This is a genomic window from Paraburkholderia bryophila (assembly GCF_003269035.1).
GTDB classification, from domain to species: Bacteria; Pseudomonadota; Gammaproteobacteria; order Burkholderiales; family Burkholderiaceae; genus Paraburkholderia; species Paraburkholderia bryophila.
In genome coordinates, this window is the sequence record NZ_QLTK01000003.1 from 12,036 (window position 1) to 29,135 (window position 17,100).

Sequence of the window (17,100 nt, forward strand, 5' to 3'; positions counted from 1 at the left end):
CCCGGCGATTTTCCGGACGCACGGCGGGACTCGTGGCAGGACGCACCGGGACGCTCGAGCGCATGCTCAGTTGCGTGACGGCAGCGCGAGGCGCCGTTCATACCAGCGCTGCACCCCTTCGAGCAGTTGACACAGTACCCAGTAGACCGCAGCCGCGGCCAGATACAACGGCAGCGGCTGATAGGTCGACGCGATGATTTCCTGCGCGCTGCGCAGCAGTTCGGTGACGGTAATCACCGACACCAGCGAGGTGTCCTTGATCAGGCTGATCAAACTGTTCGACAGGCTCGGCACGGCAATACGCAGCGCCTGCGGCGCGATCACGTAGCGCAGCGTCTGGCGCCGTGACAGACCGAGGCTGTAGGCGGCCAGCCACTGGCCGTTGTGAATGCCTAATATCGCGCCACGCATGCTCTCCGACAGATACGCCGCGACATTCGCCGACAGCGCGATCACGCCGGCCGGCGTGGGATCGAGCGAAATGCCGAAGCTCGGCAAGCCGTAGTAAATCACGAAAATCTGCACCAGCAGCGGCGTGCCGCGCATCACGCTCACGTAGATGCGCGCAAGCCACTTCAGCACGCGGCTGTGGCTCACGCCCATCAACGCGAGCACGGCGCCGGCCAGCAGGCCGAAGAACATCGACAGAACCGCGAATTTGACCGTCAGGACGGCGCCCTGTGCCAGCACGGGAAGCGATTGGACGAGCAGGGAAGTGGTGGACATGAGCGGGAGCGTCGGGTTGGCGTGAGGTTGGCGTCGGATTGCCGTTGGATCACCGTTGGCGTCGACGCGCGAAGCGCACATCATAAACGTCGGCGAATTTTCAGGCGTGGTGCAAAAAGCGAAGGGCGGCATCGATCACGATGCCGCCCTTCGTTTCATGCAGCGCCGCTTATTTGATCGGCTTGCTGACGTCGATACCGAACCATTTGTCGGAGATCTTCGTGAACGTGCCGTCCGCTTCGAGCTGATTCATCGCGTCGTCGATCGCCTTGGCGAACTTCGGGTTGCCCTTCCTGAACGGAATGCCCGACGGGTTGCCCGCGCCGACGTTCGCGCCGCTGCGCAGCGGCAACTGCGAGTTCTTCATCAGATACGCGAGCATCAGGCGGTCGTTGAGCGCCGCGTCCAGACGGCCGGCGGCCAGATCGCGCAGATATTCGGGCGCGCCCGGATACGTCTTCACGTCGATGCCCGGCACGGCCTTGGCCATGTCCATGTAGTTCGTGCCCAGTGCGACGCCGAGCTTCTCGCCCTTCAGGTCGTCGAGCGACTTGAACTGGCGCGTGTCGTCCTTACGCTGGATCAACTGCGCGGCCGAGTACGTGTAAGCCGGCGAGAAATCGAGCACCTGCTTGCGTGCATCCGTTATGCCGACCTGGTTGGCGATCACGTCGAACTTGCCCGCCTGCAGACCGGCGATGATCCCGCTCCATTCCGTCGTGACGAATTCCGGCTTCACGCCGAGCTTGGCCGCAACCGCTTTGGCAACGTCGACGTCGTAGCCGACCAGTTCGCCCGACGGCGTTTTCGAGTTGAACGGCGGGAACGTGCCTTCCAGACCGATGCGCAGCGTGCCGCGCTGTTTGACCTGGTCGAGCAGATCGTCCGCGTGCGCGGCGACGGCGGTGAACGACGCGCCGATCAGACCGGCGACCAGAAGCTTTTTCAGCAAGCCCAATTTCATCCTGTACCTTTTGTTCGTCTGACGTTTTAACAGACGAAAGCATAACAAAGCAGACTATCGAACCCTAAATACTGTTTGTTTATGTCTATATTCCCATGCGGATTGCATGGATAGCGGCGGCGGTATGACCGGCCTTGCGGCTGGCGTTACCGCCTCGCCGTCGTCATTGCGGCTTAACGCAGCGCTTGTGCGCATTCGGCCACCAGCGCCGGGCCACGGTAAATGAAGCCGGTGTAGAGCTGCACGAGCGAGGCCCCGGCCGCCAGCTTGGCGCGCGCGTCCTCACCCGAGAAAATCCCGCCGACGCCGATGATCGGCACCGTCTCGCCCACTTCGGCGCGCAGCTTGCGGATCACCTCGTTCGACGCGTCGAACACCGGCTTGCCCGACAGGCCGCCGGCTTCGTCGCCGTATTGCATGCCGGCCACCGCGGTACGCGACAGCGTGGTGTTGGTGGCGATCACGCCTTCGAAGCGGTGGCGCAGCAGTGTGTCGGCGATCGACTTGATCTGTTCGTCGTCGAGGTCCGGCGCGATCTTCAGCGCGAGCGGCACCAGTTTGCCGTGCAGGTCCGCGAGACGCTGCTGCTTGTCCTTGAGCGCCGCGAGCAGGGCGTCGAGTTCGCCCGCGCCTTGCAACTGGCGCAGGTTCTTCGTGTTCGGCGACGAGATGTTCACGGTCACGTAGCTGGCGAACGGGTACACGCGTTCGAGGCAGTACAGGTAGTCTTCGGCGGCGCGTTCGATCGGGGTGTCGGCGTTCTTGCCGATGTTCAGCCCGAGCGTGCCGCGATAGCGCGCGGCCTGCACGTTCTTCACGAACTGGTCGACGCCCGCGTTATTGAAGCCCATCCGGTTGATCACCGCGTTCGCCTGCGGCAGACGGAACATGCGCGGCCGCGGATTGCCCGGCTGCGCGCGCGGCGTGACCGTGCCCACTTCGATGAAACCGAAGCCGAGCGCCGCCAGACCGTCGATGCACGCGCCGTCTTTATCGAGCCCCGCGGCGAGCCCGACCGGGTTGCGGAACGTCAGTCCCATCACGGTGCGCGGAGCATCCGGCACGCGCGGCGCGAGCGCGCCCGCTAGGCCGGTGCGGCCGGCGGCGCCGAGCATGCGCAAGGTCAGGTGGTGAGCGTCTTCCGCGTCCATGCGAAAGAGTTGGGCGCGTACAAGCGGGTAGAGGGAACTGAACACGGGACGAAGCCGGGCGGCCGGAAAATGGGAACCCGCCATTTTAACGGCTTTGAGGCTTTAATGAGACCGATTGAAAGCGCGGCGAAGGGTGGGGCGCGGTTTGGGCGTCATTCTCGACGCCGCTCGCGGTCGGCGGCGTCGCTCACGACGAAACCCGCAGGCCGGCTCAGGGCCGCAGCGGTCCGCGCCGGCCGTGGATCGCCAGATCGACCGGCGGCAGGTCGATGCTTTCCGGGTCGAGCACGTGCCACGCGCCGTCGATCAAGCCTTCGAGCGGCCGGAAATTCGCCTTGTAGGCCATCTTCGGGCTTTCGCGGATCCAGTAGCCGAGGTACACATACGGCAACTTCAGGCTGCGCGCCTGTTCGATCTGCCAGTAGATGTTGTAGGTGCCGAAACTGGTGTGCGCGAGGCCCGGCTCGAAAAACGTATACACCGACGAGAGCCCGTCGCCGAGGATGTCGATCATGCTGATCATGCGCAGGATGCCGGGCACGTCCGGCTGATCCGGCCATGGTTCGCGGAATTCCACGAGGCGCGAGTTGATCCGGCTTTGCAGCAGGAACTGTTCGTACTGGTCGCGGCTGTCGCGGTCCATGCCGCCGCCCGCGTGCCGTGCGGATTGATAGCGCATATAAAGCGCGTAGTGTTCTTCGTCGTAGTGCAGCGGCGCGACGGTCGCGACCAACTGGCCATGCTTTTTCCAGACCCGGCGTTGCGTGCGGTTCGGCTCGAACTGGTCGACCGGCACGCGCACCGGCACGCAGGCGCGGCAGCCGTCGCAATACGGACGGTAGGTGAACACGCCCGAACGCCGGAAGCCGGCCTTGACGAGATCGGTGTAGACGTCGGAATTGATCAGGTGGCTGGGCGTGGCGACCTGCGAGCGCGCGATGCGGCCATCCAGATAGCTGCAGGGATACGGCGCCGTTGCATAAAATTGCAGCGCGGAAAGCGGTGAAAGAGGCAGCTCGTTGGGATGAGTCACGTTGGCAGCTCTCGAAGCGTCTCTGGTAATGCAAACCCGGCGTGCCTTGCGGCTCATGACCCATGGCCCGGTAGGCGACGGATCCGGATTCGGCCTGATTTTTCCCGACTGGCTGTCTCTCGGCGCTAGTGCGGGTGTTGCTTTGTCAATCAATCGTTTAGCGTGGCCGGTCGGCAGCGGGTCCGCCGGAAAGCCTGCTTAAACGGTAACACGAAAATTTTCGTGGGACAGCCGGGTTAAAGCTCGACCATTGAACCATCGAACCGGGCGGCCGAGTTGTGACGTTAAGTATATTGCGGATGGCAGCGCCTGTTTCGGCGCGCCATCAGCAATTGGGCGCGACGGGTTGCGTCGCGAGCAGCGTCGCGAGCACCGCTTTGTCGAAGCGCCATGGAATCGGCGGTGCGCCGACGGTTGCGCGGACATGCGCGATAAACGCCTTGCGCGCGATCTCGCGACCGCCGAGCGAGGCCAGATGCGAGGTGTTCTGCTGGCAATCGATCAACTCGATGTGGTGGCTTCGCAAATGGCCGACAAGCGCGGACAGCGCGATCTTAGAAGCATCCGTGACCTCCGCGAACATCGATTCGCCGAAGAACATCCGGCCGAACGACACGCCGTACAAACCGCCCACCCGCTTGCCCTCGAACCAGCTTTCGATGCTGTGCGCATCGCCGACACGATGCAGCGACGAATACGCTTCGACCACGTCCGCCGTAATCCACGTGCCGCGCTGGCCGCGCCGCGGCGCCTGCGCGCACGCGCGCATCACCCCGGCGAAATCATGGTCGACGCGGATTTCCCACGCGTCGTCGCGCAGCACGCGCTTGAGCGTCTTGCGCAACGAAGGCGACAGTTTGAATTCGGCGGGCCGCAGGATCATGCGCGGGTCGGGACTCCACCACAGCACCGGCTGGCCGTCCGAATACCACGGGAAAATGCCGCGCCGGTAAGCGTCGATCAGCCGCGACGGCAGCAGGTCGGCGCTGGCGGCAAGCAGCCCCGGCGCACCGCTGGCGGCGCCGAGGGCTCGCTCGACAGAGGGAAAGGGATCGTCAGGTCCGAGCCAGGGCACCATGGGCGCCGCTCAGCCTTCGCGCAGCGAGCGGAAGATGTCGCCCGTGTGCAGACCGAAACTGCCGGCGGCACGGTCGGCGAAAAAGAAGCGCAGGGTCTGGCCGACCGTGGGGAAGGCGATCTCGTCCCACGGAATCTCGTGTTCCTCGAAGAGCTTGACTTCGAGGCTTTCCTCGCCGGCGGCAATGTCGAGATCGAGCAGCCGCGCCATGTAGAACAGATGCACCTGGTGCACGTGCGGCACGTTCAGCAGCGAGAACAGGCTCTGCACCTCGACGCGCGCGCCGGCTTCTTCCAGCGTTTCGCGCGAGGCGGCCTCGGCGGTGGTCTCGCCCATTTCCATGAAGCCCGCGGGCAGCGTCCAGTAGCCGTAGCGCGGCTCGATCGCGCGGCGGCACAGCAGCACCTTGTCGTCCCAGACCGGGACGGTGCCGACCACGTTGCGCGGATTCTGATAGTGCACCGTGCCGCAACTGCCGCAGACGAAGCGCTCGCGGTTGTCGCCCGGCGGAATGCTCAGGCTGACGCCGTGGCCGCAGACAGAACAGAATTTCATAGGAAGGGGACGAGAAAGGGTGATGGGAGTTTATCACTGGGCCGGGCTTTCACCGACGCCTCAGATTGCGCACAAAAACCCGGTGCGCGATCTCATTTTCGATACGGAACGCTTTCTATAGTATTGAGCGCTTTGATCGGCACCACAAAAACTAGAAGGGGTTAAGCATGAACGAGGCACCAGCAAACAATCAGGCGGATCGGCATATGGACGTTATGAGTGACATGCCGCCACTTCTCGCATCCGTCCTGTCGATGCCGCTCGATCTCGCGGTGTCCGCGCTGTGCGATTGCGCGGAGCTCGAAGAGTGGGTCGAGCAGGAGCCCGCTTGGGAGGCGCGCTTTCTCGATCACCTGAAGATCGCGCTGAGTCGCGCGTTCGCCGGGCGCGATCCGGTCGCGCTGAAGGAAGTGCATCGCGCGCTCTTTTCACTTTACGACCTGCATGTGATGGACGGCACGTCGCCGCGTACGGCGAATCAATTCAACCCGACGTTGACGCGGGTTCGTGGTCGTATCGAGCGTGCGTGGATCGATAGTGAAGTGGGGCGGCTCGACATCGAAACCGGCGCGTCCGATAGCGCCGCGATGGTGCGTTCGTTGAAGGAACTGTGGGCGCGCCATCCGGTGGCCGCGCATCCGTTGTTCGATTTTCTGGAGAAGGATGCGTCGCGGGAACAGGTGATCGCGTTTTTCAAAAGCGACAGTGCGCTGAATATCCGCTTCTTCGACCTGCTGCTGTTTTCGATGGTCGGCTCGAGAGAAGGTGTGCGCAAAGAACTCGCGCAAAATTTCTGGGACGAATCCGGACGCGGCGAAGCAGCGCGCAGTCATGTGAGTCTGTTCCAGCATCTGCTGGAGACTGTCGGCGTCGGCCGCGCGCACGACAATCATGCCGGCGCACTCGGCTGGCAAGGACTGGCCGGCCACAATCTCTTCATGCTGAGCTGTCTGAACCGCCGTCACTACTTCAAGCTGCTGGGCATCATGGCGATGACGGAACTGCTGGATCCGTCGCAATACGAAAAGCTGGCGCGTGGGTGCCGGCGCGTCGGCCTGGGGAATCTGAACGAACTCGATTACTACGATGAGCACGTGACCATCGACGTGATTCACGGCGAAGGCTGGCTGGCCAATGTGATCGTGCCGATCGTGAATGAAACGCCGGCGGTGGGGGCGGATATTTTGCTGGGCGCGGCGTTGCGGCTGGCGAGTTGCCGTGACTACTACGACGCGCTTTATGAGCAGCTCACCGCGTAGTTCTCGAGCTGCTGCATCTGAATTCGATTAGCTGGCCGGTGGATCGACCGACTCGTGTGCATGCGTGAACGCGAGTCGGCCGGCGGCGGAGTGAATGGGTGCGGTGAACCATCGGAACAAGGCAGATAGCTGAGTCTGCCCGGAAAAGCGAAAAGGCCTGATTTCGTGAGAAATCAGGCCTTTAAATGCTTGATGGTTGCGGGGGTAGGATTTGAACCTACGACCTTCGGGTTATGAGCCCGACGAGCTGCCAGACTGCTCCACCCCGCGTCCGTCGAAGAAAAGAGTATAGCGTACGCGACAGGCTGTTGCAATAGCTGTTTAAGAATCGACTTCACTGCGCGCTCGCAAGTCGTCGCATGCATTGCTTGCGTCGTATGCCGGAAGGCCGTCGTAAGGCGCTGCGCTAGAATCCAGGTTCGCTTCGCGCGGCGCGTCGTAGGCGGCATCGCCGTACTCATGCAGCGACGCGCGCCGCCACTGCCTCCACTTTTACTCGCTCCGAACGCCATGGATATCGCACACGATCTGCAGATGATTGCCGCCCAGGAACACGCGCTGGTGTTCCCTCAATTCGACGCCGACCGCGCATGGCAGATCGGCGCCTATCTGCACGAGGTCGCGAAAGCACGCGGTATCGCCGCCGCGATCGACGTACGCACCTTCGGTCAGCCGCTGTTCTTCAGCCTGCTCGACGGCGCGACGCCGGACAACGTGGATTGGGCGCGCCGCAAGGGCAACACGGTCGCGCATTTCCGGCGCAGTTCATACGCGATCGGTCTGAAGATGCAGCAAGCCGGGAGCACGCTCGCCGACAAGCACGCGTTGCCGGCTCACGAATATGCGTCGCATGGCGGCGCGTTTCCGTTGACGGTGAGCGGCGTCGGCGTGATCGGCTCGATCACCGTGTCCGGTCTGCCGCAGCGCGCCGATCACGAGCTGGTGGTGGAAGCGCTGTGCGCACATCTCGGCCATGACTACGGCAAGCTCGCGCTTGCCAAGGCCTGAGGCGATGCGGATGCCTCCTTATGCGCTGCTCGGCGTCGCAATCGTTGCCGAGGTGATCGCGACTTCGGCGATGCGGGCCTCGGAAGGTTTCTCGCGGCTCGTGCCGTCGGCGGTTGTCGTGATCGGATATGGCATCGCGTTTTACTGCCTGTCGCTGACGCTCAAGAGTATTCCGGTCGGCATCGTCTACGCGGTGTGGTCGGGCGCCGGCATCGTGCTGATCACGCTCGTCGCGCTGGTCCTGTACCGGCAGGTGCCGGACCTGCCCGCCATCATCGGGCTAGGGCTGATCATTGCCGGCGTCGCGGTATTGAATATTTTTTCGAAGATGCAGGCGCATTGACGTACTGGCGTACTGACGTTTCGACAGGCGGCACGCTGGGCGTTTACTTGCAGCGCACGATCATCGAGCGGTTCTTGACGTTCGCCGACACGACGTTCGTCACGCTGCCGCCCGCCGCGCCGCCTTCGTCGTTGTCTTTCGACACGATGTCGTAGCCGGTCGCGCCGCATGCCTTGCCGGCCTGCACGTAGCACGAGGCCCAACTCGACGCGGCGTCCGCGCCGCTGCAATTCACCGCGAAGCCGGTCTGGCCGTTCGGCAGATTGATCAACGACGTGGTGTTCGACGATGCGCAGCCGGCGAGGCTCGCGCCGAGCAAGACGGCAGCGGGCAGCGCGACAGGCAGCCCCGCCTTGCGCAACATGGCGAGCGTGGCGCTCAGGCAAAGGCGGGTGGCGCGGCGCGATGGCGTCATGAATTGCATCGTGAGTTTCCTTTCATTCAGATAGATGTCCGGGGCGCGCCGTGTCGGCGCGAAGCGAAGGTGAAGAGCCCGGCGGGCCGAGCGCAAGACCTAGGGTGTCTCGATCGTGATGCCCGCTTCGCGGACCAGCCGGCGGCTTTCATTGCCGCTGACAGTGGCCGCGTCTTCCCAGATGCTGATGGCTTTCGGAATGTCGATGCCGTGGCTTTCGGCGTAAGCAAACCACCGGTTCGCCGCTTCCGGCTCGGGCAGTTCGTGGTTCCGCAGAAAATATTTTCCCATATTGCGCTCGCTGAACTCAAAAAGGCGTCTCCCGTCAGCACGGATCGTGCCTCGGAGTCGGTTCGACCGCCCGGCGCGGCACAAGTGCGATCCGCTGTAGCAGGGGCGAACTTATCGGCTGCCGAGGCGCCTTACTTACTCGGCGGTTGGCGATCGATACACGGGTTGCCGTGCGCACTCATGCGCTCGATGCGGCATCCCTGACAACGCCGGACAACGTCGGACGACGCCAATCGCTACATCAACTGCAACGAGGAGAACGAAGATGGCTGAACGGGTCAGCGGACCTTATCGCGGCTATTACATCAGCGCCGCCGCGCGCCTCGTGCCGGCCAACGCGGCGCCGGCCCATGCCGTCGGCGGGACTTACATCGGTTCGGTGAGTCTCGCGGAGCTCGGTCCGGACGATCCGCACCGGATCGAGACCTTGCTGGAGCTCGGCGGCGAGCAGCGTTTCGGCAGCGAGGAGGAAGCGCTCGGCTTCGTCGAACAGGCGGCGCGCGACTACGTCGACCGTCTGCTGGGAGGTCACGGATGACGACGCGCGACGCAAAACAGCAGGCCGCCGCAGGCTGGACCGTGGTCCGGCCGCGCGAGTACCATAGCGGGGTTCTCCGGGACCGGCGGCTGCGCGTCGGCCCCGAGCTCCCGCCGGATACTTCTGATGAGGCGACCATGGAAATTCGGTTTCCCGCGGACGCGCCTGCTTACCGCGATTCCAATCTCACTGTCGTTTTTCCCGCACTGGTGGATGGCGAACCGGTGCCGTGCGCGATCTCGGTCGAGGCGCTCGAAGACCACTTCGGCGCATACAGCGAAAATCTCGAAGGCTGGCTGCGCGCGTTCGACGCCGGCCGCGAGCGCATCGAGGCCGTGGCGCGCGAGCATCTGCAGATCAGTAACGGCACGCCCGTGCTGCTCAAGAGCGGACACTTCCCGCCGGGCAACGCGGCGGGGTGAGCGGCGCGGCAGTTCGCCGTGCCACTTGAACCCACCCGCCTGAATCACGCCGCTTTCGCCGCCCCCGCACCGCCTGCCGCGGCCTTCGCCGAGGCCGCTTCGCGTGCGGCTTCGAACGTCTGCCGGATGCCTTCCTCATACGACGTTTTAGCAATCGGGCCGAGCAGGCCGGACAACGCTGTGTCGTCCATCACGACGGGTTCGGTCATCAGGTAGTTCATCTCCACCAGCTCGCGCATCAACGGATTGAACAGGCCGAGCGCGCGCAGCATCGTCTTGCCGGCAATCATCAGCTTCGGTTTCCGGCCGGCCAGCGCATAGGCTTGACGCGCCATTTCGCGTTGCGTGATCGTGCCTGCGCCGGCCAGATGCCACCAGCGTCCATACGCCTCGGGCGTACGCGTGAGTTTTTCGACCACCGGTCCGGCGTCCGGCAGATAGATGAACTCGTGCGGCACATCCACCGGGCCGATCATCTGCGCGCGCGTGCCGTTGGCCGCGCCTTCGAACACGCCGTTCACCAGGCTGCGCTCGATCCCTGGGCCGTAGAAATCGGGCAGGCGCAGCACCAGCGTCGACAAACCGTTGCGGCCGTGCGCCGCGAGCACCAGTTGTTCCTGCGCGAGGCGCATCTGGCCTTTGAACGTGTGCGGCTCGCGCGGATGATCCTCGCGAATCGGATTGCTGCGCGCGCGGCCGTACGGATACACGGTGCCGATCAGAATGAAACGTTCGACGCCCGCTGCCGTCACGCCCGCGAGCGTGCGTTCCATCAGCGGCGGATGCTCGGCGAAGCGGTCGTAGGGCACGCCGACCAGATAAATCACGGTCTGCAAGCCGGCGGCGGCCGCCTGGATCGAGACGGGATCGTCCGGATTCCATGTGACGATTTCGGCGTGCGGATCGTCGCCGAATGCCGCTTCGAGCGGCTCACGCGAGCGGCCGACCACGCGGTAATCGCGCCCCGCGGCGCTCAGCGCCGTCGCGATGATCTGACCTGCCGCGCCCGCGGCACCGAACAGCCCGACTTTCCCGTTTGCTTCCATGACGACTCCTTGAGATCGCGCCCGAGCGCGTCTCGAGCGAATGTGTTTGATGGAGTGAAATTTAATGAACATCGTTCAGTGAACAGTGTTCAGTTTAATTTGACTTTTCAGTTTGTCAACCGGAAAATAGCCGTCATGGGAATCGCTGAACGAAAGAACCGCCAGAAGCAGGCACTGCGCGAACGCATCCTCGATGCCGCGCGGCGCATCGTGATGCGCGAGGGCTTTGCCGCGTTATCCATGCGCAAAATCGCCGACGCCATCGAATATTCACCGGCCACGCTCTACCTTCACTTCGCGAGCCGCGACGAGATCGCGCAGGCGTTGTGCGAGGAAGGCTATGCGCAATTGCTGGCAAGCTTCGAGCCGCATGCGGGGATCGCGGATCCCGCTGAGCGGCTCAAGGCGCTCGGGCGCGCTTACATCGCGTTCGGCGTGGCGCATCCGCAGACTTACCGGTTGATCTTCATGGAAGATCCGAGCTACACCGGCGCGGCATTGGGCGGGGCGGCGCGCAAGGCGCACGTGTCGGAGGGGGGGGAGGGCGAGGAGCCCGTCGCGGCAGGCGAAGATGCCACGGCGTCGTCGGCATCGTCGACTACCGCCGCGCACCCTGACGACGACCCCGGCGCCGCCGCGCTGCACATCATGCTGGGTGCGCTCGACGAGCTGAAGGCAGCGGGGCGTCTGTCCGCGCCGGCGGATGTGAGTGTGTGGGCCGAGGCCTTTTGGGCGACCTTGCATGGCATCGTCGCGCTGAATCTGACATGCCCGGTGTTCCCAACGGCGCCGCTCGACACGGTGCTGAACCTGACACTCGATGTCTGGTTCGGACCGTCCAACGCCGGCAAGGCATCACCGGTGCCCGCCGCCAAACCCGCCGCCAGACCGCGCGCCAAACCGAAAGCCGCGAGCGCGTGATAACGTTCAGTTCCATTTCATTTTGCGCCGTTGCGCGTAGCACGCCATGTCCATTTCCGCCTCGCCCGCCGTCAGCGACGAAGTCGCGACTTACGTAGCCAATCGCATCGGCTTCATCGAACTGGAGCGGCCGAAGGCGCTCAACGCGCTATCCACCGGCATGATTCGCGCGATGCACGCGGCCCTCGACCAATGGCGCGACAATCCCGACGTGATCGCGGTGGTGGTGCGCAGCCAGCATCCGCGCGCGTTCTGCGCGGGCGGCGATATCCGCTTTCTGTACGAGTCCGCGCAACGCGCCGAGCATGACGCCCGCGACGTGTTCTTCACCGAGGAATATCGGCTCAATCACGCCATCTTCACGTACCCGAAGCCGTATATCGCGTTGATGAACGGCGTGGTGATGGGCGGCGGGATGGGCATTTCGCAGGGCGCGCATCGCACCGGCGGCCTGCGCGTCGTCACGAATTCCACGAAGATGGCGATGCCCGAAACCCGCATCGGGCTGTTCCCCGACGTGGGCGCGAGCTGGTTTCTGGCCCGCACGCCGGGCGCGCTCGGCCGCTATCTGGCGGTAACCGGTGAGACCATCGGCGCGGCGGACGCGCTCTACGCGGGTCTCGCCGATGTCTATCTCGACGACTCCGCGTTGCCCGCGCTGGTGGACACCTTGCGCGGCGAACTGTTCGAGCGTGGCGCGGATGTCGTGGCGTGTATCGAGCGCGAAGCGCTGGCGTATCAGGTTGCGCCGGCGCCCGAGGCTTCGTCGCTGGCCAATGCGCGGGCGTTGATCGACCGGCATTTCTCGCTGCCCGACGTGGCGCGGATTCTCGCGTCGCTCGAACGGGAGCGCGACGGCGACAATGCCGAATGGGCGGAACAGATGATCGCCGTATTGCGCGAACGCTCGCCGTTGTCGATGGAGATATCGCTGGAAGTGGTGACGCGCGCCGAGGCTTCGATGGCGGACGTGTTGCGCTGCGATCTCGATCTGACGCGTTCGTGCTTTACGCGGGGCGATACGGTCGAAGGGATTCGCGCGCGCATCATCGATAAAGACAATGCGCCGCGCTGGCGTTTCGCGCGCATTGAAGACGTGAGCGCGGCCGAAGTGGAAAAGATGTTCGAAAGCCCGTGGCCCGCGAGCGAACACCCGTTGCGGGATCTGCGCGGCTAGGCGCGCCTGGGTTCGCTGAGGTTCGCTAAGCCTCGCTCAGTCCTCGTCCCCGCTTGCCATGAAGGCGCGCATGAACACCAGCGCGCCCCAGCCCCACATGGCATTGGCGGCGAACCCCACCGCGAGGCGCGGCAGCATGTTGCCGCTCGGCCAGATGCCGCGCAGCGGATCGACCACGAACACGCTCGCCGCCGTCAACGCGATGCCGCCGAATACAAATGCCGGTACCCACGGTGCGCGCCGTTGCGGCGCGACGCGCAGCAGCCACGCCATCAGCACCGCCCAGAATGCGCTCCAGATAGCGTTGGCGATGAACTCGGGCAGCCCGAGCGGTAAAAACGGTGCGGTCGAAAAACCCGTTGGGTCGATCAGCCCGGCCGCGTGCAACAGCGCCAGCGTCGATTCGTGAAAGAACAGGGAAGCCAGAAAACCGGCAACGAACGGCAGGATGAGTTTTTGCATGCAGTGCACCGCGAGAGCTCAGGCGGCGCGGCTCGCGCGACCTGCACCGGGTTATTGGAAACGTGCGCCATTATATCTAGGGAGCTTCGCTTTTCTGCGTGCACGGCGCGCAACATCCGTATGCTTTAACGTCGGGCTAATCACGAAAGTGGAAAACCTAAGTTAAAAAAAATCGTTCAAAAGCCTCGGCCCGATCCCTAGACTGTTTCTCCATGCAGACGGTGTTTGCCGCCGTCGCCCATTTAATCGAGCGCAGCACGCGCACGTCTGGTCGAGGGAAGCTGTCGCGATGTCCTGCCTGATGCCGATCTTCATCCGCCGCCCGGCGTGCGCGCGCCGACGCTGTCGTCGCTAGCCGGCGCGGTTACCGCCGCTTTTTTCTTCATCCTCTTTTGCGTTGCTTCGCCGGGCCGCCGACAGGCTGTCCGTTGGATGCGCGCGGCCGGCGTGTGCGTGGGCAGGTTCCGCAACGTCTTCATTCAATCCAGTTTTCGAACAAGCAGGAGCAGCACATGAATGTGTTCTGGTTCATTCCGACTCACGGCGACAGCCGCTATCTCGGTACGTCCCAAGGCGCACGCGCGGCCGATTACGACTATTTCCAGCAGATCGCCGTGGCTGCCGACACGCTCGGCTACGAAGGCGTCCTGCTGCCGACCGGCCGTTCATGCGAAGACGCATGGGTGGTCGCGTCGAGCCTGATCGCCGCGACCAAACGTCTGAAGTTTCTGGTGGCGATCCGGCCGGGCATTTCGTCGCCGGGACTGGCGGCGCGCATGGCGGCAACCTTCGACCGTTTGTCGAACGGACGCCTCCTGATCAACGTCGTGACCGGCGGCGACGCGGCCGAACTGGAAGGTGACGGCGTGTTCGTCGACCACGACACGCGCTACGAGATCACCGACGAATTCCTGCATATCTGGCGCAAGCTGCTCACTGCGTCGCATACCAACGACGCGATCGATTTCGACGGCAAACATCTGAGTTCGAAGGGCGGCAAGGCGTTATATCCGCCGGTGCAGAATCCGCATCCGCCGCTGTGGTTCGGCGGTTCGTCGCCAGCCGCGCACGACATGGCGGGCGAGCACATCGACACCTACTTGACGTGGGGCGAGCCGCCCGAAGCCGTGGCGAAGAAGATCACCGATATTCGCGCGCGCGCCGCGGCGCACGGCCGCACGATCAGGTTCGGGATTCGTCTGCACGTGATCGTGCGCGAAACCGAAGAAGAAGCGTGGGCCGCGGCCGACAAACTGATCAGCAAGCTCGACGACGAAACCATCGCACGTGCTCAGGCGTCGTTCTCGAAGATGGATTCCGAAGGACAACGCCGCATGGCCGCATTGCACGGCGGCAAACGCGGCGGCCGCGCGGAGCTGGAGGTCTACCCGAACCTGTGGGCGGGCGTGGGCCTCGTGCGCGGCGGCGCGGGCACGGCGCTGGTCGGCAATCCGGAGCAGGTGGCGGCGCTGATGAAGGAGTACGCCGCGCTCGGCGTCGATACCTTCATTCTGTCCGGTTATCCGCATCTCGAGGAATCGTATCGCTTCGCCGAACTGGTGTTTCCGCTGTTGCCGAACCGCCAGAACAAGACCTCGAACGGGCCGCTGTCGGGTCCGTTCGGCGAGATCGTCGGCAATAACTATTTGCCGAAGGCGGCGAGTTCGAGTTGAGCGCGGTGCGCTCCACTTGCATCCGTCGCACCCGTTGATGCGGCAATCAGGAAAGTCATGATGGCTCAAGCTACCGTGAATGCGGATCGAAACGAAAACGCGGGCGCGCGCGCGGCTGCGTGGCGCCGGATCGGCGCGCAACTGGCGCCGTGGCTCGCACCGCTCGCGATTCTGCTGGCGTGGGAACTGGCCGCGCGTAGCGGCGTGCTGTCGACGCGCGTGCTGCCCGAACCGCTCGCGGTCGTGAAGGCCGCGTGGTCGCTGATCCAGTCCGGTGAAATGTGGGCGGACGTCAAGGTCAGCACGTGGCGGGCGGTGTCGGGCTTTGCGATCGGCGGCGGGATCGGTCTCGTGCTGGGGCTCGCGACCGGCCTGTTCAAACCCGCCGAAATCGCGCTCGATTCGACCGTGCAGATGGTCCGCAACATCCCCGCGCTGGCGATGATTCCGCTCGTGATCCTGTGGTTCGGCATCGAGGAAGAAGCCAAGGTCTTTCTGGTCGCGCTCGGCGTGTTCTTCCCGATCTACGTGAACACGTTTCACGGCATCCGCTCGGTCGACGCGAACCTGATCGAAATGGCGCGTAGCTACGGCGTGAAGGGTTTCGCGTTGTACCGGCATGTGGTGTTGCCGGGCGCCTTGCCGTCGATTCTGGTCGGCGTGCGCTTCGCGTTCGGGCTGATGTGGGTCACGCTGATCGTCGCCGAGACGATCTCCGCGCAGTCCGGCATCGGCTATATGACGATGAATGCGCGCGAGTTTCTGCAAACCGATGTGGTGGTGGTCGGCATTCTGCTGTACGCGGGGCTCGGCAAGCTCGCCGATGTGCTGGCGAAGAGCCTCGAGCGCGTGTCCTTGCGCTGGCATCCGGCTTATCAACGAGGAGCGAAATGATGAACGCGACGACTTTCTCGACGTCGTTTGGCGGGATCGCGGGCAGCGATCTCGAGGCTGAACTGGCGCAAACGCGTGTCGTCGATCGTGACGCTGGCGAGGCGGCGGGATTTGAGTTTGACGATGTGTCGCATGAGGTCGCTCGGGGCGGGGCTGTGAGTGCTGTGCATGCGGTTGACGCGGCGGCGCGTGACGATGCGCGTGGGCTTGCCGAAGTGCGTGATTTTGCTGCGGGGGCGGTTGCGCGCTCGGGTGAGAGGGGCGGCGCGGGTTCAGGCGCCGGTTCCGCCGCGGCGTCGGCGGATTACTCGGTGCAGTTGCGCGGCGTCGGCAAGCAGTACGGCGAGCGCAAGGTGCTGACCGATTTCGATCTGTCGATCGAGCGCGGCAGTTTCGTGGCGATCGTCGGCCGCAGCGGTTGCGGTAAATCGACGTTGCTGCGGCTGGTTGCCGGCCTCGAAAAAACCAGCGCGGGCGTGCTCGACAAGCGCGCCGAAGACGGCGGTCCGCTCGACACCCGCATCATGTTCCAGGACGCGCGCCTGTTGCCGTGGAAGAGCGTGCTGCAGAACGTGATGCTCGGCCTGGGCCGCAGCGCGCGCGACGATGCGCGCGCCGTGCTCGCCGAAGTCGGCCTGCTCGAACGCGCCAACGACTGGCCCGCGCAGCTTTCCGGCGGGCAGCGTCAGCGGGTCGCGCTGGCGCGGGCGCTCGTGCATCGTCCGCAATTGCTGCTGCTCGATGAACCGCTCGGCGCGCTGGACGCGCTGACGCGGATCGAAATGCACGCGCTGATCGAGCGGTTGTGGCGCGAGCATCGCTTTACGGCGTTGCTGGTCACGCACGACGTGCATGAAGCCGTCGCGCTCGGCGACCGCATTCTGCTGATCGAGGAAGGGCGGATCGCACTCGATCAGCCGGTGCCGCTCGCGCGTCCGCGGGCGCGCGCGTCGGCCGGTTTCGCGGCGCTCGAAGAACATGTGTTGCAACGCGTGCTGAAGACCGCGCCGAACGACGATGCGCTGGCGTATCGCGCGTATGAAGCGCGTGACGCTCGTGACGAGGGCCGTCTCATGCGGCCGACCGAGGTCCGCTGGGCCGTCTGAGTTTCCTTGCCTGACCTGTTTTTTTCAATCGCTTTTCT

20 protein-coding genes and 1 tRNA gene are annotated in these 17,100 nt (G+C 64.3%); 10 read left to right on the top strand and 11 right to left on the bottom strand.

Annotated features, from left to right (window positions below):
- Window positions 1-66 precede the first annotated feature (66 nt).
- The 6 genes from BX591_RS06865 to BX591_RS06890 form a co-directional block, all read right to left on the bottom strand.
- Complete coding sequence (locus tag BX591_RS06865) at window positions 67-726, bottom strand: amino acid ABC transporter permease (protein ID WP_111930246.1); 660 nt, start codon at window positions 724-726, stop codon at window positions 67-69.
- Between the two features lie 169 nt (window positions 727-895).
- Window positions 896-1,690: a cystine ABC transporter substrate-binding protein gene (locus BX591_RS06870; RefSeq protein WP_111929940.1), complete on the bottom strand. Its 795-nt coding sequence runs from the start codon at window positions 1,688-1,690 to the stop codon at window positions 896-898.
- Window positions 1,691-1,863: 173 nt separating this feature from the next.
- The gene (locus BX591_RS06875) at window positions 1,864-2,841 is read right to left on the bottom strand and encodes a quinone-dependent dihydroorotate dehydrogenase (protein WP_244146882.1); all 978 of its coding nucleotides are present in this window, start codon (window positions 2,839-2,841) and stop codon (window positions 1,864-1,866) included.
- A gap of 211 nt (window positions 2,842-3,052) precedes the next feature.
- Window positions 3,053-3,874, bottom strand: coding sequence for an arginyltransferase (locus tag BX591_RS06880; RefSeq protein ID WP_111929941.1), 822 nt, complete (start codon window positions 3,872-3,874; stop codon window positions 3,053-3,055).
- Window positions 3,875-4,199: 325 nt separating this feature from the next.
- Entirely contained in the window at window positions 4,200-4,952 is a 753-nt protein-coding gene (gene aat / locus BX591_RS06885) for a leucyl/phenylalanyl-tRNA--protein transferase (protein WP_111929942.1), read from the bottom strand.
- Between the two features lie 9 nt (window positions 4,953-4,961).
- Entirely contained in the window at window positions 4,962-5,507 is a 546-nt protein-coding gene (locus BX591_RS06890) for an NUDIX hydrolase (protein ID WP_035550671.1), read from the bottom strand.
- A gap of 224 nt (window positions 5,508-5,731) precedes the next feature.
- Between BX591_RS06890 and BX591_RS06895 the strand changes: the two genes are divergently transcribed.
- The gene (locus tag BX591_RS06895) at window positions 5,732-6,766 is read left to right on the top strand and encodes an iron-containing redox enzyme family protein (RefSeq protein WP_244146862.1); all 1,035 of its coding nucleotides are present in this window, start codon (window positions 5,732-5,734) and stop codon (window positions 6,764-6,766) included.
- 193 nt (window positions 6,767-6,959) lie between these two features.
- Here BX591_RS06895 and BX591_RS06900 read toward each other — a convergent pair.
- Window positions 6,960-7,036, bottom strand: a tRNA-Met gene (locus tag BX591_RS06900).
- 240 nt (window positions 7,037-7,276) lie between these two features.
- On the opposite strand from BX591_RS06900, the gene BX591_RS06905 reads away from it, so the two are divergent.
- A complete protein-coding gene (locus BX591_RS06905; protein ID WP_111929944.1) occupies window positions 7,277-7,774 on the top strand; it encodes a heme-degrading domain-containing protein in 498 nt (165 codons plus the stop codon).
- Window positions 7,775-7,784: 10 nt separating this feature from the next.
- Entirely contained in the window at window positions 7,785-8,117 is a 333-nt protein-coding gene (locus tag BX591_RS06910; protein WP_420849354.1) for a DMT family transporter, read from the top strand.
- 43 nt (window positions 8,118-8,160) lie between these two features.
- On the opposite strand, the gene BX591_RS06915 is transcribed toward BX591_RS06910, so the two are convergent.
- Both BX591_RS06915 and BX591_RS06920 read right to left on the bottom strand, forming a co-directional pair.
- Entirely contained in the window at window positions 8,161-8,541 is a 381-nt protein-coding gene (locus tag BX591_RS06915) for a hypothetical protein (protein WP_111929946.1), read from the bottom strand.
- 90 nt (window positions 8,542-8,631) lie between these two features.
- Window positions 8,632-8,823 carry a hypothetical protein gene (locus BX591_RS06920; protein WP_111929947.1) on the bottom strand — a complete coding sequence of 64 codons (192 nt, stop codon included), beginning with the start codon at window positions 8,821-8,823 and terminating at the stop codon, window positions 8,632-8,634.
- A gap of 265 nt (window positions 8,824-9,088) precedes the next feature.
- Between BX591_RS06920 and BX591_RS06925 the strand changes: the two genes are divergently transcribed.
- Together BX591_RS06925 and BX591_RS06930 are read left to right on the top strand one after the other, a co-directional pair.
- Window positions 9,089-9,361, top strand: a complete 273-nt coding sequence (locus BX591_RS06925; protein WP_111929948.1) for a hypothetical protein — start codon at window positions 9,089-9,091, stop codon at window positions 9,359-9,361.
- Between the two features lie 137 nt (window positions 9,362-9,498).
- Window positions 9,499-9,783 carry a DUF1488 family protein gene (locus BX591_RS06930; RefSeq protein WP_111929949.1) on the top strand — a complete coding sequence of 95 codons (285 nt, stop codon included), beginning with the start codon at window positions 9,499-9,501 and terminating at the stop codon, window positions 9,781-9,783.
- A 44-nt stretch (window positions 9,784-9,827) separates the two neighbouring features.
- Here BX591_RS06930 and BX591_RS06935 read toward each other — a convergent pair whose 3' ends face one another.
- A complete protein-coding gene (locus BX591_RS06935; RefSeq protein ID WP_111929950.1) occupies window positions 9,828-10,829 on the bottom strand; it encodes an NAD-dependent epimerase/dehydratase family protein in 1,002 nt (333 codons plus the stop codon).
- A 135-nt stretch (window positions 10,830-10,964) separates the two neighbouring features.
- On the opposite strand from BX591_RS06935, the gene BX591_RS06940 reads away from it, so the two are divergent.
- Window positions 10,965-11,750, top strand: coding sequence for a TetR/AcrR family transcriptional regulator (locus BX591_RS06940; RefSeq protein ID WP_111929951.1), 786 nt, complete (start codon window positions 10,965-10,967; stop codon window positions 11,748-11,750).
- A gap of 46 nt (window positions 11,751-11,796) precedes the next feature.
- The gene (locus tag BX591_RS06945) at window positions 11,797-12,927 is read left to right on the top strand and encodes an enoyl-CoA hydratase/isomerase family protein (RefSeq protein ID WP_111929952.1); all 1,131 of its coding nucleotides are present in this window, start codon (window positions 11,797-11,799) and stop codon (window positions 12,925-12,927) included.
- Window positions 12,928-12,963: 36 nt separating this feature from the next.
- On the opposite strand, the gene BX591_RS06950 is transcribed toward BX591_RS06945, so the two are convergent.
- Complete coding sequence (locus tag BX591_RS06950) at window positions 12,964-13,389, bottom strand: hypothetical protein (protein WP_111929953.1); 426 nt, start codon at window positions 13,387-13,389, stop codon at window positions 12,964-12,966.
- Between the two features lie 512 nt (window positions 13,390-13,901).
- Between BX591_RS06950 and ssuD the strand changes: the two genes are divergently transcribed.
- The 3 genes from ssuD to BX591_RS06965 are packed head-to-tail and all read left to right on the top strand — an operon-like array spanning window position 13,902 to window position 17,062.
- Complete coding sequence (gene ssuD / locus BX591_RS06955) at window positions 13,902-15,062, top strand: FMNH2-dependent alkanesulfonate monooxygenase (RefSeq protein WP_111929954.1); 1,161 nt, start codon at window positions 13,902-13,904, stop codon at window positions 15,060-15,062.
- Window positions 15,063-15,122: 60 nt separating this feature from the next.
- A complete protein-coding gene (gene ssuC / locus BX591_RS06960; protein ID WP_111929955.1) occupies window positions 15,123-15,956 on the top strand; it encodes an aliphatic sulfonate ABC transporter permease SsuC in 834 nt (277 codons plus the stop codon).
- Complete coding sequence (locus tag BX591_RS06965) at window positions 15,956-17,062, top strand: ATP-binding cassette domain-containing protein (protein ID WP_111930248.1); 1,107 nt, start codon at window positions 15,956-15,958, stop codon at window positions 17,060-17,062. The genes ssuC and BX591_RS06965 overlap by 1 nt, the downstream gene beginning before the upstream one ends.
- Window positions 17,063-17,100: the final 38 nt, after the last annotated feature.